Source organism: Shewanella frigidimarina NCIMB 400 (assembly GCF_000014705.1).
GTDB lineage: Bacteria > Pseudomonadota > Gammaproteobacteria > Enterobacterales > Shewanellaceae > Shewanella > Shewanella frigidimarina.
In genome coordinates, this window is the sequence record NC_008345.1 from 3,687,817 (window position 1) to 3,705,311 (window position 17,495).

The following is a 17,495-nucleotide window of genomic DNA, read 5'->3' on the forward strand; positions in this document are numbered from 1 at the left end:
ACATAATATGAGCCAAGTTGAATCGCCTATTAAAATTAAAGTCGACACCCAATACTTAGAACAACAATCAGATGTCGCCGATAATAAATACCTATTTAGCTATACCATTACCATCATCAACCTGGGTGATAACAAGGTGACTCTTAAAGACCGTCATTGGATTATCACTGACGCTGACGGCGAACAGAATGAAGTAAAAGGCCCCGGTGTTGTAGGGGAAACCCCCACAATTGCACCTAATACGGCTTACCAATATACCAGTGGCACTGTAATGGAAACGCCAGTGGGCTTTATGCAAGGATCTTATGGTATGGAAAATCATAAAGGCGAGCGATTTGTAGCAACAATTCCGCCTTTTCGTCTTGCTGTTCCTGGGATATTCCAATAAGTCATGGCACACTATTTTGTCGGTGATATTCAGGGGTGCTATTCAGAGTTACAACTATTGTTACAAAAAGTGGCTTTTAACCCATCCAAAGATCAACTTTGGGCCGTGGGTGATCTTGTGGCAAGAGGTACTGAATCGTTAGCAACACTCCGTTTCTTCCAGTCGTTACAAGATTCAGCAAAAGTGGTACTGGGCAATCATGACTTACATCTTTTGGCTCTGCACGGGAAATTGAAGCGGCCCCATCCACAAGATCATCTTGATGAATTACTCAACGCTCCTGATATTGATAATTTAGTCAATTGGCTCCGCCAACAACCCTTAGTCAGAACCTTACCTGAACACAATATCATCATGACCCATGCTGGTGTGCCTCCACAATGGGATATAGCAATCCTTGAACATGAAGCTGAGCAGGTCAGTTTTGCATTACAGCAAGATGATTATCTAAGCGCATTAATTGCCCAAATGTACACAGAAGATGCTGAGCACTGGTCTCCATCGTTGCACGGTATCGACAGACTACGTTATTGTATCAATGCATTAACACGTATGCGTTTTTTACACCTTGATGGTCGTCTTGATTTTAAATGCAAATTACCGCCTAGCGAACAGCATTCTACCGAGTTACGCCCATGGTTTGAGTTTGCATCAAAAACAGCGCCGCAAAACACCCTTATATTCGGTCATTGGGCGGCGTTAATGGGCCAAACAGGTAATCCGCACGTTGTCGCATTAGATACAGGCTGCTGCTGGGGAGAGCATTTAACATTATGGCATCTTGAAAAGAATGAAATAATTACCCAAAAAAGGTTAATTTAACGTTAAACTAAAGTACCATTTAGCCGATAGTTAAATGTAGAATTTATTACGCTTGCCTGAGAAACAATCGCCCTTTAATAAATTCAATATCGTGATAAGCGATAACACATACAAGATAAAAATCAGGATCAAATAATAATAGCCGGAGTACTGTATGAAAATTAATGTAGCGACCAGAGTCATTGGTGGTTTTACCGTGGTGACACTGTTATTGATGGTCCTCGGTGGCGTGACCATGCTGAGTAACAACAGTATTAAAGACGGGACGACTATTCTTAAGACGATCAGCCTACCTGCACTTGAATCAACGAGTATCTTAAGTGAGAATTTAAGCACCCAACAAATTGAAGCATTACTTGCTTATTACAGTACTCATTCATCAAAAATTCCAGCAATAGAAAAAAGACTCACTGACTTAGATAACGCATTTGAAAAAGATCTAGCTCGCTTAAATAATTTAGTAAGCAAACAGAATCAACTTACTGCGCCGTTGGCAGCGTTAACTAAAAGCTACGCAGTATATGAAGCGAGTGCTACAAAAATGCTCGTAGAGCGCGAAAGTGCCCTAAGCTTGCAAGAAAAATTACTCAAAATGCGCAGTAACCTTGAAAATGCTGCAGACGACTCATCATCTATTTTATTAGACATCATCGACCTAGAAACTAGTGAAGATCAAACTGAACGCAGTTTGGCCGCATCAGCCAGCCTCGTTGATAGTACATTTATCAATATCATTACCACAATTTATGATTTAGTCGCCTCAACCGAACAAAGCAAGTATGACCTAATCATCAAAGAACTCGATTACATGGTCAGTGAAGCTTCATCCAAATTGGATCATATTGGCCGTCAAGGCAGTGGTATTGTCAGCAGTTCAATTTTAGAAGATTTAACCACAGAAAGTGCAAAAGTCTTTAAGTTACTAAAAGGCAGCGACTCACTTTTAGCCCTAAAACAACAACAATTAAATCATGAGTTTGCTGCTGCTAAACAGTTAGCAGATACGCAAAGCTCAGCCAAAGACGTCAACAAAAAAATGACCGTGTTAGCAAAATCAATCGACACGTTCGCGGGAGATATCAGCACTACAGCATTAGAAATTATTGATTCTGCAGCCATTAAAACGCTACTGGTGGTATTAACCGCCATCATCGTCGCCATTATTGTCAGTATTGCTGTTGTTAAACCACTGACCCGCTCGTTAGAGAAAGTCAATAAAGCCTTAAATGTTCTAGCATCGGGTGATTTAACCCATAAATTAGATGACACTGGCCATGATGAATTCGCAGAATTAGCCAAAAACTGCAACCGATTAGTCGACAGCCTACGGAGCCTTATTGTTGGTATCGTTGATCGTTCAAATCAGTTAGCTGCTGCGGCAGAAGAAACCTCTGCGATTACCTCGCAAACCACTATTGGTATTCAAGAACAAAAGAGTCAAGTGGACCAAGTTGCTGCGGCAACCACGGAACTGAGTTCAAGTGCACAACAGGTATCAATGAGCGCTGATCAAGCACTGAATGAGATTAAACAAGCTGACCAAGAAACACAGCATATGCGTACGCTTGCAGAAGAAAGCAAAAATACCATTCTTGCTCTTGCTGAAGAAGTTGCTAAAGCTGGTATTGTTATTAATAAAGTCCATTCCGACAGTGCGTCAATCGGCTCTATTTTAGATGTGATCCGCGGGATTGCAGATCAAACTAACTTACTTGCCCTAAACGCTGCTATTGAAGCAGCTAGAGCTGGCGAACAAGGACGAGGCTTTGCCGTTGTTGCTGATGAAGTACGTAACTTAGCGTCACGCACCCAACACTCAACCAGTGAAATTCAGCAGATGATTGAAGTATTGCAACTTGGTACGCAAGAAGCCGTTGCGGTTATGGAATTAGGTCGTACTCAAGCAGAGAGCTGTGTTGAAAAGAACGAACAATCAAATCTAGCCTTAGAGACCATTAGTAAGTCAGTTCACCGAGCCTTTGATTCTGGTAACCATATTGCTCAAGCTGCTCAAGAGCAAAATATCGTTAGCCAGCAAGTTTCAGAGAAGCTCGAACATATTGCCTCTATTTCAGAAGAAACCTCGATAGGTGCAGATCAAACCGCACAATCAAGTCAGCAAGTCGCTATGCTTGCTGAAGAACTGCAAGCCTCGGTACGCGAGTTCAAGGTTTAATCTATACAATATAAGATAGTATTCACAAAAGGCCCTTCGGGGCCTTTTTATTGCCTGTATTATTTGATTACGAGTAACTTACACTCAGATGGTAAATGAAATAATCGATTTATACAGAGCAGAATATGATGCCTGAAGCAGAAGCAGAGCAGCCAACTGAGTGTGCTTTTAACTTCTGTTCGAAACGCGTATGTAAACCTTTACTGCAATAGATAGCTCAACCCAAAATGAAAAGTTTACTTCTAGATCAATAGAAAATGAATTTTAGACCGAAATAGATAAGCAGATGACAGATTACGAGTAAGCAAACTAAAAATTGAAACAAAAGAATAAATAGACATGTATAGGACTGATATTATAGTCATTGCTAATCAACATAATGAGTGAATTATCGACATAAAAAATGCCGATAATTACTTATCGGCATTTTTTATTTACATTGACTGACTCATACGATTACACATCGCCAGAATTAGCCACCAACGCGCTCTTTAATCGCGGTAGTAATCGGGCTACCATCATGACCATTGGCAGCAGCCCAGTCTAGAATGGTTTTACCATCAGCCTCTGGAGTTGCTAAGTCACTTGAAGGTAGACGTTTTGCGATAAATTCACCGACATCATTGGCATTTGAATTGTAGGCAGTACGCAATAAACTGCTGCCATCACAAGAAATACCTGAATAAACATTACGTAATTTAACACGACTTTCTTTCATCTTTTTACGTAAACGGCTTTTGTCGTCTGATTTTACATAATCACAAATATTTGCAACCAATTGATCTGTATCGGCAATAGCAGGGGCTGACACAAAAGATGCTGCAATCAGGGCTGCAATAGCTACAGGCAATAGACGCATCTGACACTCCTTTATATTTTATAGTTATATAGCTATGTATAGAGATCATGCTTTAGATCACGTCTACATATTAATTTCAGGGTTAAACCCGACTAATTTAACATTTTTTAACTAAAGTGTTAAAGCTATATTGCAATCCTTTGTCGTTTGTTGCAGTTACTGAGTTCTGTAAATCCCAAGAACCATCATCCCAAGCAGGAAATACTGTATCACCATCGACATCGACATCAATTAACGTTAGATATAATACGTCAGCTTGAGGCAATAGCTGTTGGTAAAGTTGACCGCCACCAATCACCACTATTTCTTCACAATCACCTGCTACGGTGATAGCTTCATCGAAACTTTTTACGCAGGTCACACCTTCAATACTCAACTGACTATTACGGCTAATCACTATATTGTGGCGCCCCGGTAATGGTCGACCAATTGACTCATAGGTTTTACGCCCCATAACAACAGGTTTTGACAAGGTCATCGCTTTAAAGTGGCGTAAATCTTCAGGTAAATGCCAAGGCATTTTATTGTCTTTACCTATAACTCTATTGTTGGCCATTGCGGCAATCATTGCGATACGCATTGAAGCTAAATCCTTATGGTTAAATAATCGGTCTGGTGCGGTAGTAAAGCAAACTTGGTAACGCTAACCCTACGGCCAGCGCGCCTAGAATAAATACTGTTTTTAAACCGTTGACGATGACCTGAGCTGTGAGTTCGGGACTAACCTGACTTTGTGCCGTGAGTTGAATTAATGCTATGACAGTATTGAATGCATACGTTCCTGGCACCATGGGAATAATGGCAGCTACAGCGTACATTAATGGTGGGGCAAGGTGACGTTTAGCAAACTGAATAGTAATCAAGCCAACAATAGCTGCTGCGATAAATGTCGCCCATTCAATTGGCATTGAAAAATGTAATAAAAATGTTCTTGAACTGTGGCCGATAGCACCTGCAATGGCACAATAAATTAAATAGCGTTTAGGGACATTAAACACCATCGCAAAACCAACCGCAGGTATCGCCGAAAAAAATGCATCATGCAGCAACAAACTTAGAAAGGATAACATTAAAAAATCCCTCCCATTTGCATCGCGATCGTAATGCCAATAACCGATGCTAAGGTTAATAGGGTTGCATGACCCCAACGGGAAATACCCACATTCATGTGGCCCTTAACCATATCAGAAATGGCATTAATAAGCGGAAACCCTGGTACTAGCATCAACACGCTTGCCGCCATTGCGGCTTGAGGTGTTTCAGAGAGAGAGCCAAGATAGCCGATTTGAGCAATAGCCGTGATCACAAATGCAGTCAGTGAGAAGTTAACCAATAAATTAAAATGTCGAGATGCCAGAAAAAGACGTACTATCATTCCAACCGATGAGGCAAAAAATGTGATTAAGCATGCCATCATGTCGCCATCAAATAAATGACAGAAACTTGCGCATGACAAACCTATCATAGGAACTACAGCAATTGCGGGATATGTTTTAGGAGAAATATGAGCGAGACGTCTTCGAACTTCATTGGCACCATAAATGCCCTTTTCGGCTAGTATACAGATTCGCTGAAGCTCACAAATCACCATCATATTAATGCCATGAGCACGAATACGACGGGTTGTGGTAATGCATCGACCGTGTACCAAGCTAGTTAATACTAATGCATTGGATGATATTGATAATTCAATGCTAGCAATACCGAGCGCTTTACCAAGGCGCTGACTAATCTCTTCAACAAGATCAGACTCAGCACCATATGCCAGTAATAGCTGCGCACAGCGCACTACAAGGCGGGTAATTTCATTTTGGCTATCTTCGTACACGATGTCCTCAAATGAGTTCTTTAACGCTGATATATAACTTCTACATCATAGTCATCATCATCAAAATCTTCGTCAAAGTCATCATCATAATTTTCATTAGCGTTTTCATCTTCAGCGCTATGATAATTATCCCATTTGAATTCAACATCAGCATCTGCGGTAATTTCTTCCACAATAGCTGGTAAACTTCTAATGTAGTCAAGCATCTTGATGCTTAACTCTTCAGTACCAGTTCGATTGTAAGCTGACATAGTATAAACATCACCTTGCCAATCTAACTCTTTGACAATACGATCAATTTTAGCTTGTATCTCTTCATCTAGCAGTAAATCGGTTTTATTAAATACTAACCAACGCGGTTTTGCCGCTAGCTTTGGAGAGTATTTCTCAAGTTCACCGACAATTGCACGAGCAGAATAAACTGGGTCTACGCCATCAATAGGTTCGATATCGATAATGTGTAACAACATACGGCAGCGTTCAAGATGCTTTAAGAAACGAATACCTAAGCCAGCACCTTCAGCAGCACCTTCAATTAGACCTGGAATATCGGCAATAACAAAGCTTTGGCCTGGACGCGGATTAACCACACCAAGGTTTGGCACCAAAGTCGTAAACGGATAATCAGCAACTTTAGGCGTAGCACGTGATACTGAACGGATAAAGGTTGATTTACCTGCGTTTGGCATCCCTAATAAACCCACATCAGCAAGTAACAATAACTCAAGTTTAATTGAGCGTACTTCACCTGGGGTACCTAATGTTTTTTGGCGCGGAGCACGGTTAGTACTACTTTTAAAACGGGTGTTACCTAAACCGTGGAAACCACCTTTAGCAACAAGAAGCTTTTGTCCATTTACAGTAAGATCGCCAAGTGACTCTTCTGTTTCTTGATCGATAGCACGAGTACCTACTGGTACTTGCAGAACCAAATCACTACCGCCATGCCCGGTACAATCACGACCACGGCCATTGGTGCCACGTTCAGCCATATGGAAACGAGTAAAACGATAATCAATCAGCGTGTTCAAGTTTTCGTTAGCTTGCAGGTATACACTGCCGCCATCTCCGCCGTCACCACCGTCTGGACCACCATCTGGTACATATTTTTCGCGTCTAAAACTAACGCAACCGCTTCCGCCGTCACCTGCTTCTACGCGAATATTCGCTTCATCAACAAACTTCATACTGACTCCTGACGCCACTTAATCTGTAATTATAATCCCAAATCACTGGAATTTGCAGGAAAGCGCTGAAGATAGCATTCATCACGATATCGCCTACTGCATATAAACAAAATCATCAAACTATCAACAACAGTTTAATGATATAAAAAACACAAAAGCCCCACCATAGGCAGGGCTTTCGAGATCTAGCTTAGAAAGAATTAAGCTTCGATGCTAATAAACTTACGGTTATTAGGACCTTTAACTTGAAACTTTACTTTACCGTCTGTTAATGCAAACAAAGTATGGTCACGACCAATACCTACGTTTACACCAGCGTGGAACTTAGTACCACGTTGACGAACGATAATGTTACCAGCTAGAACTGATTCACCACCAAAACGCTTAACACCAAGACGTTTACTTTCCGAATCGCGGCCGTTACGAGTACTACCGCCAGCTTTTTTATGTGCCATGAGTTAGACTCCTAAATTATGCGCTAATCGCAGTGATTTTAACTTCGGTGAACCACTGACGGTGGCCCATCTTCTTATCGTGATGCTTACGACGACGGAACTTGATAATAGTTACCTTTTCGCCGCGACCGTGGCCAACTACTTCAGCTACGACTTTACCGCCAGCAACTAAAGGAGCTCCAACGTGTACTGTTTCACCATCAGCGATCAATAAAACTTGATCGAATTCTACGGTTTCACCAGTAGCAACTTCTAATTTTTCTAAACGAACTGTATGACCTTCAGCAACACGGTGTTGCTTTCCGCCACTTTGAAAAACAGCATACATGGCTATTTTACTCCAAATGACTAACACACTAACTCATATTATTGACGAGACTAGGTGCTAAAAAACTTTTAATGACAATGGGCGCGGATTCTACGCGAAGAATTATCATCAGGCAAGTCTTAATTCACTATCAAATAAAAAAGACCTTATTACTGCACACTATTCATTAATAGCTAATGTGCCTTCTTTAAAATTTAGTTAACATGGCCATGTTCATTTATACCTAAGTTTTATAATTAAATTGGTCAGAATCCTACTAACTATCGTAAAATCAGGATTCTGTATGTTCAATTGTGGAAATACATACTTTGAAAAATAGCACTGATATCCTGTAAGATATGCGCTCTAATTCGATATGACTAATTAAGGGTGCAAGCCTGTCGCCCAACAACCAGAGACTATTATGGATTTAAACGCCATTCGTCAACTGGCTGACACTGATATGCAAGCAGTCAATCAGCTGATATACAAACAACTTGAATCTGATGTAGCCCTAATTAATCAATTAGGCTTTTACATTATCAATGGCGGTGGTAAGCGTTTACGTCCGTTATTATCAGTATTAGCCGCACGAACCGTTGACTATCAAGGCGAGCATCACCTTAAACTCGCGGCGATCATCGAGTTTATCCATACTGCGTCTTTGTTACATGATGATGTTGTTGATGAGTCGACATTGCGTCGCGGCCGTGAGACCGCCAATGCCTTATTTGGTAATAGCGCTAGCGTGCTCGTAGGTGACTTTTTATATACTCGTTCATTTCAAATGATGACCGAGCTCGAAAACATGAAAGTGCTGCAAGTCCTTGCTCATACCACTAACGTACTTGCAGAAGGTGAAGTGTTACAGCTAATGAACTGTAATGACCCTGATACCACTGAAGCTAACTACATGCGGGTTATCTACTGTAAAACTGCAAAATTGTTTGAAGCGGCAACTCAGTTAGCCGGCGTATTAGCCAATGTGAGCCCAGAGCAAGAGCAAGCATTAGCTGATTACGGTAAATATCTCGGCACAGCTTTTCAATTAACTGATGATTTACTGGATTACACAGCTAACGCTGACGAACTAGGCAAAAACATTGGTGATGACCTTGCTGAAGGCAAGCCAACATTACCGCTAATTTATGCCATGGAAAACGGTTCTGACACAGCTAAAAAACTGATTCGAGATGCTATTGAGCAAAGTGATGGCACCAAAGCGATTGATGAAATTCTAGTAGCATTAGAGGAGTCTGGTGCATTAGTTTATACTCAGGAGAAAGCTCAAGCAGAAGCACAGAAGGCCATCGATGCACTCACTGTTTTTCCTGACAGCGACTACAAGCAAGCACTCATTTCGTTAGCTCATCTGTCGGTTAATCGCAGCAGTTAATAGTAATGAGTAACAATCAGTTATTAACTGCATAATCCATCATGAATTCATTTTTTGATGTTGATGCATAAAAAGGTGTGAATACTAAATTCACACCTTTTTTTATGATCAAACTTGCCAATTTATGGCTAGGTTGCCTTGTTCAATTAATAATTGATTAATACTTGAAAAGTGACCGCAACCAAAAAAACCTCGGTAAGCAGATAATGGCGATGGATGCGGGCCGTTCAATACATGATGATGCGATGCCGTAATCAAACGACCTTTCTTGATAGCATGATTTCCCCAACACACAAATATAATCGGCGAAGGTTGTTGGTCTAATCGCAGCAATACATTATCAGTGAATGTCTCCCAGCCAGATTTAGCATGTGAATGAGCTAACCCCTGCTCTACCGTCAGTACCGTATTTAATAGTAAAACACCTTGCTCAGCCCAAGAGGTTAAATTGCCATGTTCGGGAGTCACAAAGCCTTCAATATCATTCGTTAATTCTTTATAGATATTCGCTAATGATGGAGGCGGTTTAATGCCTTTTTTAACCGAAAAAGAAAGCCCATGTGCTTGATTGGGCCCATGGTAAGGGTCTTGCCCCAGTATCACGACTTTAACCTCCGAAAGCGGCGTTAAATCAAAAGCAGTAAACACTTCATCATCAGGCGGATAAACGGTTTTATTATCGGCCCTTTGAGAGGCTATAAAGTGTTGCAAATGTTGATAATATTCCTGAGATTGTTGTTGCTCAAACAACTCTTGCCAATGAGAGGTCATTCAATGAATTCCTTAAAAGTAAGCGATAAATTAGTGAACGGCTCAGTCTTTAGTTACTATTAACAGATTAATCACCATTATGAATAATATGATGCCATTACGTAATAATAAAAGCACCGCTAAAAGTGGTTTTACCCTTATTGAACTCGTCGTTGTTATTATCATACTTGGGATCATCGCTGTTATCGCTTTACCGAAGTTCATCGATTTAGGCCAAGATGCTAAAATCGCCAATGTAAAAGCAACTGGCGGAGCATTTTCTTCAGCAATAACCTTGGCTCATTTGAAGTGGGCCGCGATGGGGTATTCTGGCCCAGCAGATAATTTAGCTATTTTCAGTCAAGCCGGAACCGATGGCGAACTGGATATGAACCAATGGGGCTATCCTGCACAGAATTATCCACCTTACGAAGCCTCTCCAAGACTGAATAACGTTAATGACTGCCTTTCCGTCTGGCCTACTCTGTTGCAGGATGGTCCAAGCGTTTCGAGTAGTGCAGATAAAGATTCATCTGATTACCAAGCGGAATATATCAATCCAGATCAATGCCGATATAACTACAACTCGCTATCACTTATGTCGATATATTATGACTCACGTAACGGCCAGGTCTTGGTAGATTCAGATCCCAATAGCTAATTTTTTACCTGATATTTTCCAATAAAAACGTTACACTCAATGGAAAATTAACTCACAAAAAGTGGATCTGATGTCTGAAGCCAAACCAGAATTAACAATGTATCAAATAGCTGACCAATTTATTGCCCTAGCCAATCAACTAAGCCAACAAGAAAATGATATTGGTAAAGTGGGAACAGCAATGAGATTTGCTTCAGCACGCTTTAATGCGTTCGAAGCCTCAATTAAATCAGCTGATCTTGCTGCTGAAAAAGATCATGCATTAGCTTGGTTCTCTGATGAATTTAAAGCCATGCTAAAAGAAAACTTAGAAGATCATATTGCTAATCCTCCTGTAGCGGCACCGCAACAAGAGCAAAAAAGCGATGATAGCGTGCAAATGTTTAAAGGTGCCTAGCATTCGCTAACAACGTCACTGATAATTAGCCGTTAATCAATAATCCCTACCAGAGATCTGGTGGGGATTACTTTTTTAAAATCAGCCACATTTAACACTCCCCATCACCACTTACTATTTTCTCTGTTCGCTTTAACAACTAAACCTATGCATAACCAGCATAATTAATCACAGTAACCCGATTAGACATCGGTGTTATAACAGCGTGTAAATAACCCTAATAGAAAGTAAAATCAATACAATACCTGAGAGTCTATCAATCAACTTTGCCTTTTCACGTAACTTAGGTAGTACAGCAGAATGTGATAACACAAATGCGATAACGGTATACCACAAGCCATCAATAATTAACGGGGTGAACACTATTAATCCTTGGCCTGTGGTCGTTTGTGCAGCCAAGACGAATTGACTAAATAAGGCTAGAAAAAACAATAATATCTTAGGATTAAACAGTGAAATAGCCAGCCCGTCACGAGCAGCAACCCATAAACTAGTGGCTTCCCCAGCAGCTAACTTTTGCTGCATCCCGCCTTTGGAACCCAGCGCTTGAATACCCATCCAAGCTAAGTAAATTGCTCCGATTATCGCTATGGCATTAAAAATTAATGGAGATGCTTTTAATATTGCAGCTAAGCCCAATAAAGTCACCAGCGCATACACGCCAATACCAATTGAATGCGCCCAAGCACACACTACACCGTGTAATCTTCCACCACTAAGTGTATGCCTCACTACCATGGCTAAACTAGGGCCTGGAGACATAGCACCCAAACAGCATATCGCTAACAATCCCAGCCAAGTACTTAACGTCATAACACCTCTTTAATTTACAGTTAGCCTATCAATCATCTTTGTACAAAAATAATTTTAACAACCAGTTAAGTATGCGCTGTTAATGTCGCGTCACTTATAAGTGATGAATATGATAACGTATTTACCGAGGAAACCTATGACCACATTAATGCTGATATTACTCTTGGTTATTTTTAGCGCTGTAGTGATATTGATTTGGGCTAAGATAAAAGGCAAATCGATTCCGACCTTAGTGATAGCCATGCTCATTTTCATGGGGATCTGTTTTGCGGGGATCATAGCATTTGTTAATAAAGGTGAAGACTATCAAGCATATCAAACATTGAATTGGCAGCCACTTGAACCTGAAAAAATTGCTACCTATGTTGAACAAGGCAATATTGTGTTTGTTGATATTACAGCCGACTGGTGTGTCCCCTGCCAAACCAATAAAGCCAACGTGCTTCATCGCGAACAAGTCGTAAATCAATTAAACCAACAACACATTATCCTCATGCAAGGTAATTGGACTCAAGCCGATACCGTTATTGAACAGTATATGGGACAGCAAGCGGCTGCTGGCACGCCGTTTAATAAAATCTACGGCTCATCCTACCCTGAGGGTATTGAGTTGCCTAAAGCGCTGATTATCGACGATGTGTATCGAGCATTGGCTTTGGTCGTCAAATAAAATACTTAATCTTCAAAAATATTTAGTCTTCAAGAAAAATTCTTAAAAAATGCTCTCAATAAAAAAGACTGCCGAAGCAGTCTTTTTAGTTTTTGATTGGTTTTTTGAATGTCGCTAACGCTTAGAACCGGTAATTAACACGGCCGTAGTAGAAACCACCGTTGTAATCAAATGGACCACTCTCGTAGTACACTGCACCTAATTCACCCAAAGTGCCATCTTTTAGCTTCTGCGCTTCTTGATCGAAGATATTGTTTGCGCCCACTGATACCGTTAGGTTATCAAGTACCGCATAGCTCACTTCAAGATCGATAGTCACTGCAGCGTCTGCCACTTCAGAACCCCAATCAGAGGTATCATCAGCGTGTGTAGCGTAATATTCACCATACATATTACCACGAACTGACATGCTTAAATCATCCCAGCTTTGGCCCCAAGTAAGGGTTGCACGGTGTGCAGGAATACCATCTTCTAAACGACGAACTTTACCTGCATCTGTTGTTTCAGGGTCATATTTATCAACACTGGTATCAGTCCAACCATAAGCTAAACTGAACTTAGCATCACCTGATAGCATTTCTGTAGTATAAGACGCTACAACATCAACACCTTGAGTCGTTGTATCAAAGTCATTAGTGTAGAAGGTTACCGCAGAGATCAACTCAGGGAATTCAACACCAGCAGCACGTAATGCATCATAGTCACTTGCTTCAACCGAGATTTGACTAGATTGTGCAATACGACCAGTAACTTCAATGTTGTAGTAATCAACAGTTAAGAACAAGTTATCATATTGGTAGACGAAACCTGCTGCAAAGCTAACAGACTCTTCAGGATTAAGAACTTCACCACCATAGAAAGCCGCTAATGGGTTTGTTGGTGGAGCAATGAAGGTTTGAATCAAGTCACCGTTAACAATCGATGTTTGAGTGTTAACTACGTTTTCTTGACCAACAGTTGGCGCACGGAAACCAGTACTGTGTGATGCACGGAATGATAATTCATCGGTTGCAACATACTGCGCGGTTAACTTGTAGTTTAGTGTGTCACCAAAAGTAGAGAAATCTTCATAACGAAGTGCAATACCTAATAAGAAATCTTCGGTTAAATACGCTTCAACGTCAGTATAAATACCAATGTTATTACGGTCGTTTTTACCGGCTGATTCAGGGCCAAAGCCTTTAAAGCCGTGTGAGCCAATATTGAATCCCTGATCGGCATAAGGGCCTGCAGTCCAAGAGGCGTCATCACCTTGACCAATTTCGAATGATTCTTCACGCCATTCAAAACCAGTAGCAAAACTAATATCTTCTAAGCTACCAATAGTAACGAAACGGCTAAAGTCGATATTAACAGTTGTTTCTACTTGCTCGTAAGAACCGGTATCAAAGTCAGTTGGCGTGTCTAAACCCAATGATGGGTTAAGAGAATTTTTTAAACCAAAGCTGGCTTTGTTGCTACCGGTACCCGCACTGGCATCATACATCCACTCGCCTAGCTCACCTTTAACACCAGCGAAGAAAGACATATCTTCAATTTTACCGGTAAATTGTGGTGTATACCCGCCTGGACGAATTTGGTTCATTGAGAAACAGTTAGGATCGGCAACCATTGCTTGATACTCAGGAGTATCAAGCACGTTTGGAACATTTGCTGGTACGACACCACAGGTTGATTGGTCGCCATTAACAGCGCCCACTAATAATGTTTCACCACCATCTACTGAATAAACGTTACCGCGGTTATGTGGATTACGATAATAGAAACCACCTGTTGCTTCACGTGATGACACGTTACCAAATGCATACAAGTGAGTGTTATCATTGATATCAAAACCAGAGTTTACGAATACAGTAAAATCATCATTGATCTCTGGATTACCCCAAGTTTGCGCAGGATTAAGAATTGAGGTATTACCAGCATCAGCAATGGCTGCTGCATCTGGACGCTGGACACTACGGCTAGTCGCATCTGCGGTTTTATATTGTGCACTGATATTAACAAAGCCATCATCAGTCAAAGGTAAACCAATGTTACCGTCAATTGTTGTTGCTGCGCCGTCACCTTCGTAGTATTCACCTTGGCTGACAGTGATAGAGCCACCTTCAGAGGCATCTTTTAATACAAAGTTCATCACACCAGCAATCGCATCCGAACCATACTGAGCTGCTGCACCGTCACGTAATACTTCAACTTGCTTTAATGCCACACCAGGAATAACCGAAATATCTGGCCCTTGTGCACCATCGTTAATGCCACCACCTTGGAAAGCAATAACTGACGCACGATGACGGCGTTTGCCGTTAACCAAAATAAGTGTACTGTCAGATGGTAAACCACGTAAGTTAACCGGACGAACTAACGTTGCTGCATCACTAATCGGTTGTGCACGAGAGTTAAAAGAAGGCACTGATGTCACTAACATGTCGATCATGTCAGTCGAACCGTTTTTCTTTAGGTCATCACTGCTAATGATATCAATTGGAACCGGTGAATCACCAATTGAACGAGGTGCTGCACGTGAACCGACTACTGCGATTTTTTCAACGTTTTCTTTCTTTGCGACTTCTTCATCGGCTGCGAATGCTTGAGCACTTGCAACAGATCCGGCAAGTGCAAATGAAATGGCTAAGCTCAAAGAGCTAATACCAAATTTAGATTTTTTTGATTGCATCATTATTATGTTCTCAACTGCTTATTATTGTTGTTTGTCGACGATATTTTTCACAAAATGAATGAAAAACATGTCTCTCCCTATCGAAACACTCCCTATCTCGACTACATTTTTATAACAATTGAAAAACAATTGCTAACACTTTTTGGGATAAATAAGTAAGCGCTAAATAGCAATTAACAAAAGAATACTCTAAGTAATTGATTTTTGGTGACATAGATCACATATAGAATTATTTTTGAGAAGTAAACTTTTTTAACGAAATCAACCCAAAACACAAGTGTAACTATTGGTTTACACTCTAAATCGTGCTTTGATGACGATCTATTAAATGAGTTATCTAATGTTGATTCAATTTCAGTGAATCTTTGCCAATTGATATTGACCCGTGTAAGTTAGTAAAAATAATCTAAACGGACGTTTGATTTATAATAATAACCAAAAATATCTAAGGTGGTATGCATGGCTTATGATGCAGATTCAGTACTTGATTTACACCAATACACATCCATAGTTGATTTGATCGAAAAAGCCTGTGACAAGTATGCTGATAATGTTGCATATGCATGTCTTGGGAAAAGCACTACCTTTCGCGAAATAGAACAAGGCTCGCGCGATTTTGCCAGTTATTTGCAACATAGCACTTCATTGCAACCAGGCGACAGAGTAGCGATACAATTGCCTAATATTACTCAGTTTGTGATTGCGGCTTATGGGGTAATTCGAGCAGGTATGGTGCTAGTCAATACCAATCCGATGTACACGGAACGTGAACTTATTCATCAATTTAACGACTCAGGTGCAAAAGCCTTAGTCGTATTGTCGGATTTACTACCTACATTAACTAACGTGATCGACAAAACAACAGTAGAGCTGGTGATTTCGACCCACGCAATGGATCTTATCCAACCGCAACCTCAGCCTGAAACCCCTTTTAATAAAGTGGCATTTACCTCTGTGCTCACTGAAGGTGCTAAGCATCCTTATCAAGCGATAAAACCTAACCATGATGATTTAATTGCTCTGCAATACACCGGCGGCACAACCGGTTTATCGAAAGGCGCTATGCTCAATCATGGCAACCTTTTGGCTAATTCTGGTCAAGTAAAATCACGAATTGCTAGCACCATGACCGAAGGGCATGATGTGTTTGTCGCGCCATTACCGATTTACCATATCTATGCATTTATGGTTAATTTGGTGCTGTATTTTGAATCAGGTAGCTGTTCAGTATTAATTCCCAATCCTCGTGATATTGCAGGGCTAATCAATACCATGAAAGCCTATCCATTTACTGGCTTTGCGGGTTTAAACACTCTATTTGTTGGCTTATGTCATCAGCCAGAATTTAAAGCCTTAGATTTCAGTAAAATGAAAATAACCATTTCGGGTGGTACTGCATTAACGAGTGCAGCAGCTAACTTATGGCAACAAACCACCCAATGTATGATTTCAGAAGGTTATGGTTTGTCTGAAACATCTCCTGTTGTCAGCCTTAATGCACCAGGGCATCAACGCCTCGGTACTATTGGCAAACCTGTATTGGGCACTGAAGTTCATGTACTCGATATGGATGATAATGAAGTGGCTATCGGTCAAGCTGGCGAACTCGCAGTGCGCGGTCCGCAAGTTATGCAAGGGTATTGGAATAAACCACAAGAAACCGCTAACGTCATGACAAAAGACGGATTCTTTAAAACTGGCGATATTGGCATTGCTAGCGAAGATGGTTATCACACCATTGTTGATCGTAAAAAAGACATGATTATTGTTTCTGGTTTTAACGTCTATCCTAATGAAGTTGAAGACGTACTTTCAACTAATGAGTTAGTTTTAGAGTGTGCTGTCGTCGGGGTTGAAGATGAACGATCTGGCGAAGCAGTAAAAGCCGTGATTGTATTAAAACAGCCGCCAGCGGATATCGAGGCAGTCAAACAGGCGATTAATGATTACTGCCGCAGCCAACTGACTGCGTATAAAGTGCCACGCATTATTGAGTTTACTGAACAGTTACCGAAAAGTGCTGTAGGGAAAATTTTGCGTCGAGAACTACGTAAATAAAAGCTAGGTAAATAAGTGCTAGGTAAGTAAGTACTACGCAAGCAAGAGATG

General features: G+C 40.9%; 18 protein-coding genes. 8 read left to right on the forward strand and 10 right to left on the reverse strand.

Going from position 1 to position 17,495, the window contains the following annotated elements; all coding sequences use genetic code 11:
- Positions 1-7: 7 nt before the first annotated feature.
- The 3 genes from apaG (at position 8) to SFRI_RS15915 (ending at position 3,386) form a co-directional block, all read left to right on the forward strand.
- Entirely contained in the window at positions 8-388 is a 381-nt protein-coding gene (gene apaG, locus SFRI_RS15905; protein ID WP_011638523.1) for a Co2+/Mg2+ efflux protein ApaG, read from the forward strand.
- Positions 389-391: 3 nt separating this feature from the next.
- Positions 392-1,210: a symmetrical bis(5'-nucleosyl)-tetraphosphatase gene (locus tag SFRI_RS15910; RefSeq protein WP_011638524.1), complete on the forward strand. Its 819-nt coding sequence runs from the start codon at positions 392-394 to the stop codon at positions 1,208-1,210.
- Positions 1,211-1,364: 154 nt separating this feature from the next.
- Entirely contained in the window at positions 1,365-3,386 is a 2,022-nt protein-coding gene (locus SFRI_RS15915; protein ID WP_011638525.1) for a HAMP domain-containing methyl-accepting chemotaxis protein, read from the forward strand.
- 472 nt (positions 3,387-3,858) lie between these two features.
- On the opposite strand, the gene SFRI_RS15920 is transcribed toward SFRI_RS15915, so the two are convergent.
- The 7 genes from SFRI_RS15920 to rplU all read right to left on the reverse strand — a co-directional run bounded on the left by SFRI_RS15920 (position 3,859) and on the right by rplU (position 8,043).
- Positions 3,859-4,245: a DUF3718 domain-containing protein gene (locus SFRI_RS15920; protein WP_011638526.1), complete on the reverse strand. Its 387-nt coding sequence runs from the start codon at positions 4,243-4,245 to the stop codon at positions 3,859-3,861.
- A gap of 97 nt (positions 4,246-4,342) precedes the next feature.
- Positions 4,343-4,825, reverse strand: a complete 483-nt coding sequence (gene folA / locus SFRI_RS15925) for a type 3 dihydrofolate reductase (RefSeq protein WP_011638527.1) — start codon at positions 4,823-4,825, stop codon at positions 4,343-4,345.
- 19 nt (positions 4,826-4,844) lie between these two features.
- A complete protein-coding gene (locus SFRI_RS15930; RefSeq protein ID WP_011638528.1) occupies positions 4,845-5,315 on the reverse strand; it encodes a threonine/serine exporter family protein in 471 nt (156 codons plus the stop codon).
- Positions 5,315-6,073 (reverse strand): threonine/serine exporter family protein, encoded by a 759-nt coding sequence (locus SFRI_RS15935; protein WP_011638529.1) that lies wholly within the window; start codon positions 6,071-6,073, stop codon positions 5,315-5,317. The genes SFRI_RS15930 and SFRI_RS15935 overlap by 1 nt, the downstream gene beginning before the upstream one ends.
- A 20-nt stretch (positions 6,074-6,093) precedes the next feature.
- Positions 6,094-7,260: an Obg family GTPase CgtA gene (cgtA, locus tag SFRI_RS15940; protein WP_011638530.1), complete on the reverse strand. Its 1,167-nt coding sequence runs from the start codon at positions 7,258-7,260 to the stop codon at positions 6,094-6,096.
- Positions 7,261-7,460: 200 nt separating this feature from the next.
- Positions 7,461-7,715 carry a 50S ribosomal protein L27 gene (rpmA, locus tag SFRI_RS15945; RefSeq protein WP_011638531.1) on the reverse strand — a complete coding sequence of 85 codons (255 nt, stop codon included), beginning with the start codon at positions 7,713-7,715 and terminating at the stop codon, positions 7,461-7,463.
- A 16-nt stretch (positions 7,716-7,731) separates the two neighbouring features.
- Entirely contained in the window at positions 7,732-8,043 is a 312-nt protein-coding gene (gene rplU / locus SFRI_RS15950; RefSeq protein ID WP_011638532.1) for a 50S ribosomal protein L21, read from the reverse strand.
- A 403-nt stretch (positions 8,044-8,446) separates the two neighbouring features.
- Here rplU and ispB point away from each other — a divergent pair, with 403 nt between their 5' ends.
- Positions 8,447-9,418, forward strand: a complete 972-nt coding sequence (gene ispB / locus SFRI_RS15955; protein WP_011638533.1) for an octaprenyl diphosphate synthase — start codon at positions 8,447-8,449, stop codon at positions 9,416-9,418.
- 108 nt (positions 9,419-9,526) lie between these two features.
- Here the strand turns inward: ispB and ung are convergent, their stop codons facing one another.
- The gene (ung, locus tag SFRI_RS15960; protein WP_011638534.1) at positions 9,527-10,189 is read right to left on the reverse strand and encodes a uracil-DNA glycosylase; all 663 of its coding nucleotides are present in this window, start codon (positions 10,187-10,189) and stop codon (positions 9,527-9,529) included.
- 79 nt (positions 10,190-10,268) lie between these two features.
- Between ung and SFRI_RS15965 the strand changes: the two genes are divergently transcribed.
- The gene (locus SFRI_RS15965; RefSeq protein WP_011638535.1) at positions 10,269-10,829 is read left to right on the forward strand and encodes a prepilin-type N-terminal cleavage/methylation domain-containing protein; all 561 of its coding nucleotides are present in this window, start codon (positions 10,269-10,271) and stop codon (positions 10,827-10,829) included.
- Between the two features lie 70 nt (positions 10,830-10,899).
- Positions 10,900-11,226: a DUF3144 domain-containing protein gene (locus SFRI_RS15970; protein WP_011638536.1), complete on the forward strand. Its 327-nt coding sequence runs from the start codon at positions 10,900-10,902 to the stop codon at positions 11,224-11,226.
- Between the two features lie 195 nt (positions 11,227-11,421).
- Here the strand turns inward: SFRI_RS15970 and SFRI_RS15975 are convergent, their stop codons facing one another.
- A complete protein-coding gene (locus SFRI_RS15975) occupies positions 11,422-12,039 on the reverse strand; it encodes a LysE family translocator (RefSeq protein ID WP_011638537.1) in 618 nt (205 codons plus the stop codon).
- 136 nt (positions 12,040-12,175) lie between these two features.
- On the opposite strand from SFRI_RS15975, the gene SFRI_RS15980 reads away from it, so the two are divergent.
- Positions 12,176-12,709: a thioredoxin family protein gene (locus SFRI_RS15980; RefSeq protein WP_011638538.1), complete on the forward strand. Its 534-nt coding sequence runs from the start codon at positions 12,176-12,178 to the stop codon at positions 12,707-12,709.
- 121 nt (positions 12,710-12,830) lie between these two features.
- On the opposite strand, the gene SFRI_RS15985 is transcribed toward SFRI_RS15980, so the two are convergent.
- Complete coding sequence (locus tag SFRI_RS15985; RefSeq protein ID WP_011638539.1) at positions 12,831-15,386, reverse strand: TonB-dependent receptor plug domain-containing protein; 2,556 nt, start codon at positions 15,384-15,386, stop codon at positions 12,831-12,833.
- 459 nt (positions 15,387-15,845) lie between these two features.
- On the opposite strand from SFRI_RS15985, the gene SFRI_RS15990 reads away from it, so the two are divergent.
- Entirely contained in the window at positions 15,846-17,444 is a 1,599-nt protein-coding gene (locus SFRI_RS15990; protein WP_011638540.1) for an AMP-binding protein, read from the forward strand.
- Positions 17,445-17,495 lie beyond the last annotated feature (51 nt).

Coding starts and splice junctions, on each gene's coding strand:
- SFRI_RS15975 (WP_011638537.1), bottom strand. CDS start 12,039: ATGACGTTAAGTACTTGGCTGGGATTGTTAGCGATATGCTGTTTGGGT.
- rplU (WP_011638532.1), bottom strand. CDS start 8,043: ATGTATGCTGTTTTTCAAAGTGGCGGAAAGCAACACCGTGTTGCTGAA.
- folA (WP_011638527.1), bottom strand. CDS start 4,825: ATGCGTATCGCAATGATTGCCGCAATGGCCAACAATAGAGTTATAGGT.
- SFRI_RS15970 (WP_011638536.1), top strand. CDS start 10,900: ATGTCTGAAGCCAAACCAGAATTAACAATGTATCAAATAGCTGACCAA.
- SFRI_RS15920 (WP_011638526.1), bottom strand. CDS start 4,245: ATGCGTCTATTGCCTGTAGCTATTGCAGCCCTGATTGCAGCATCTTTT.
- SFRI_RS15990 (WP_011638540.1), top strand. CDS start 15,846: ATGGCTTATGATGCAGATTCAGTACTTGATTTACACCAATACACATCC.
- SFRI_RS15980 (WP_011638538.1), top strand. CDS start 12,176: ATGACCACATTAATGCTGATATTACTCTTGGTTATTTTTAGCGCTGTA.
- ung (WP_011638534.1), bottom strand. CDS start 10,189: ATGACCTCTCATTGGCAAGAGTTGTTTGAGCAACAACAATCTCAGGAA.
- SFRI_RS15915 (WP_011638525.1), top strand. CDS start 1,365: ATGAAAATTAATGTAGCGACCAGAGTCATTGGTGGTTTTACCGTGGTG.
- apaG (WP_011638523.1), top strand. CDS start 8: ATGAGCCAAGTTGAATCGCCTATTAAAATTAAAGTCGACACCCAATAC.
- rpmA (WP_011638531.1), bottom strand. CDS start 7,715: ATGGCACATAAAAAAGCTGGCGGTAGTACTCGTAACGGCCGCGATTCG.
- SFRI_RS15965 (WP_011638535.1), top strand. CDS start 10,269: ATGAATAATATGATGCCATTACGTAATAATAAAAGCACCGCTAAAAGT.
- SFRI_RS15985 (WP_011638539.1), bottom strand. CDS start 15,386: ATGATGCAATCAAAAAAATCTAAATTTGGTATTAGCTCTTTGAGCTTA.
- ispB (WP_011638533.1), top strand. CDS start 8,447: ATGGATTTAAACGCCATTCGTCAACTGGCTGACACTGATATGCAAGCA.
- cgtA (WP_011638530.1), bottom strand. CDS start 7,260: ATGAAGTTTGTTGATGAAGCGAATATTCGCGTAGAAGCAGGTGACGGC.
- SFRI_RS15930 (WP_011638528.1), bottom strand. CDS start 5,315: ATGTTATCCTTTCTAAGTTTGTTGCTGCATGATGCATTTTTTTCGGCG.
- SFRI_RS15910 (WP_011638524.1), top strand. CDS start 392: ATGGCACACTATTTTGTCGGTGATATTCAGGGGTGCTATTCAGAGTTA.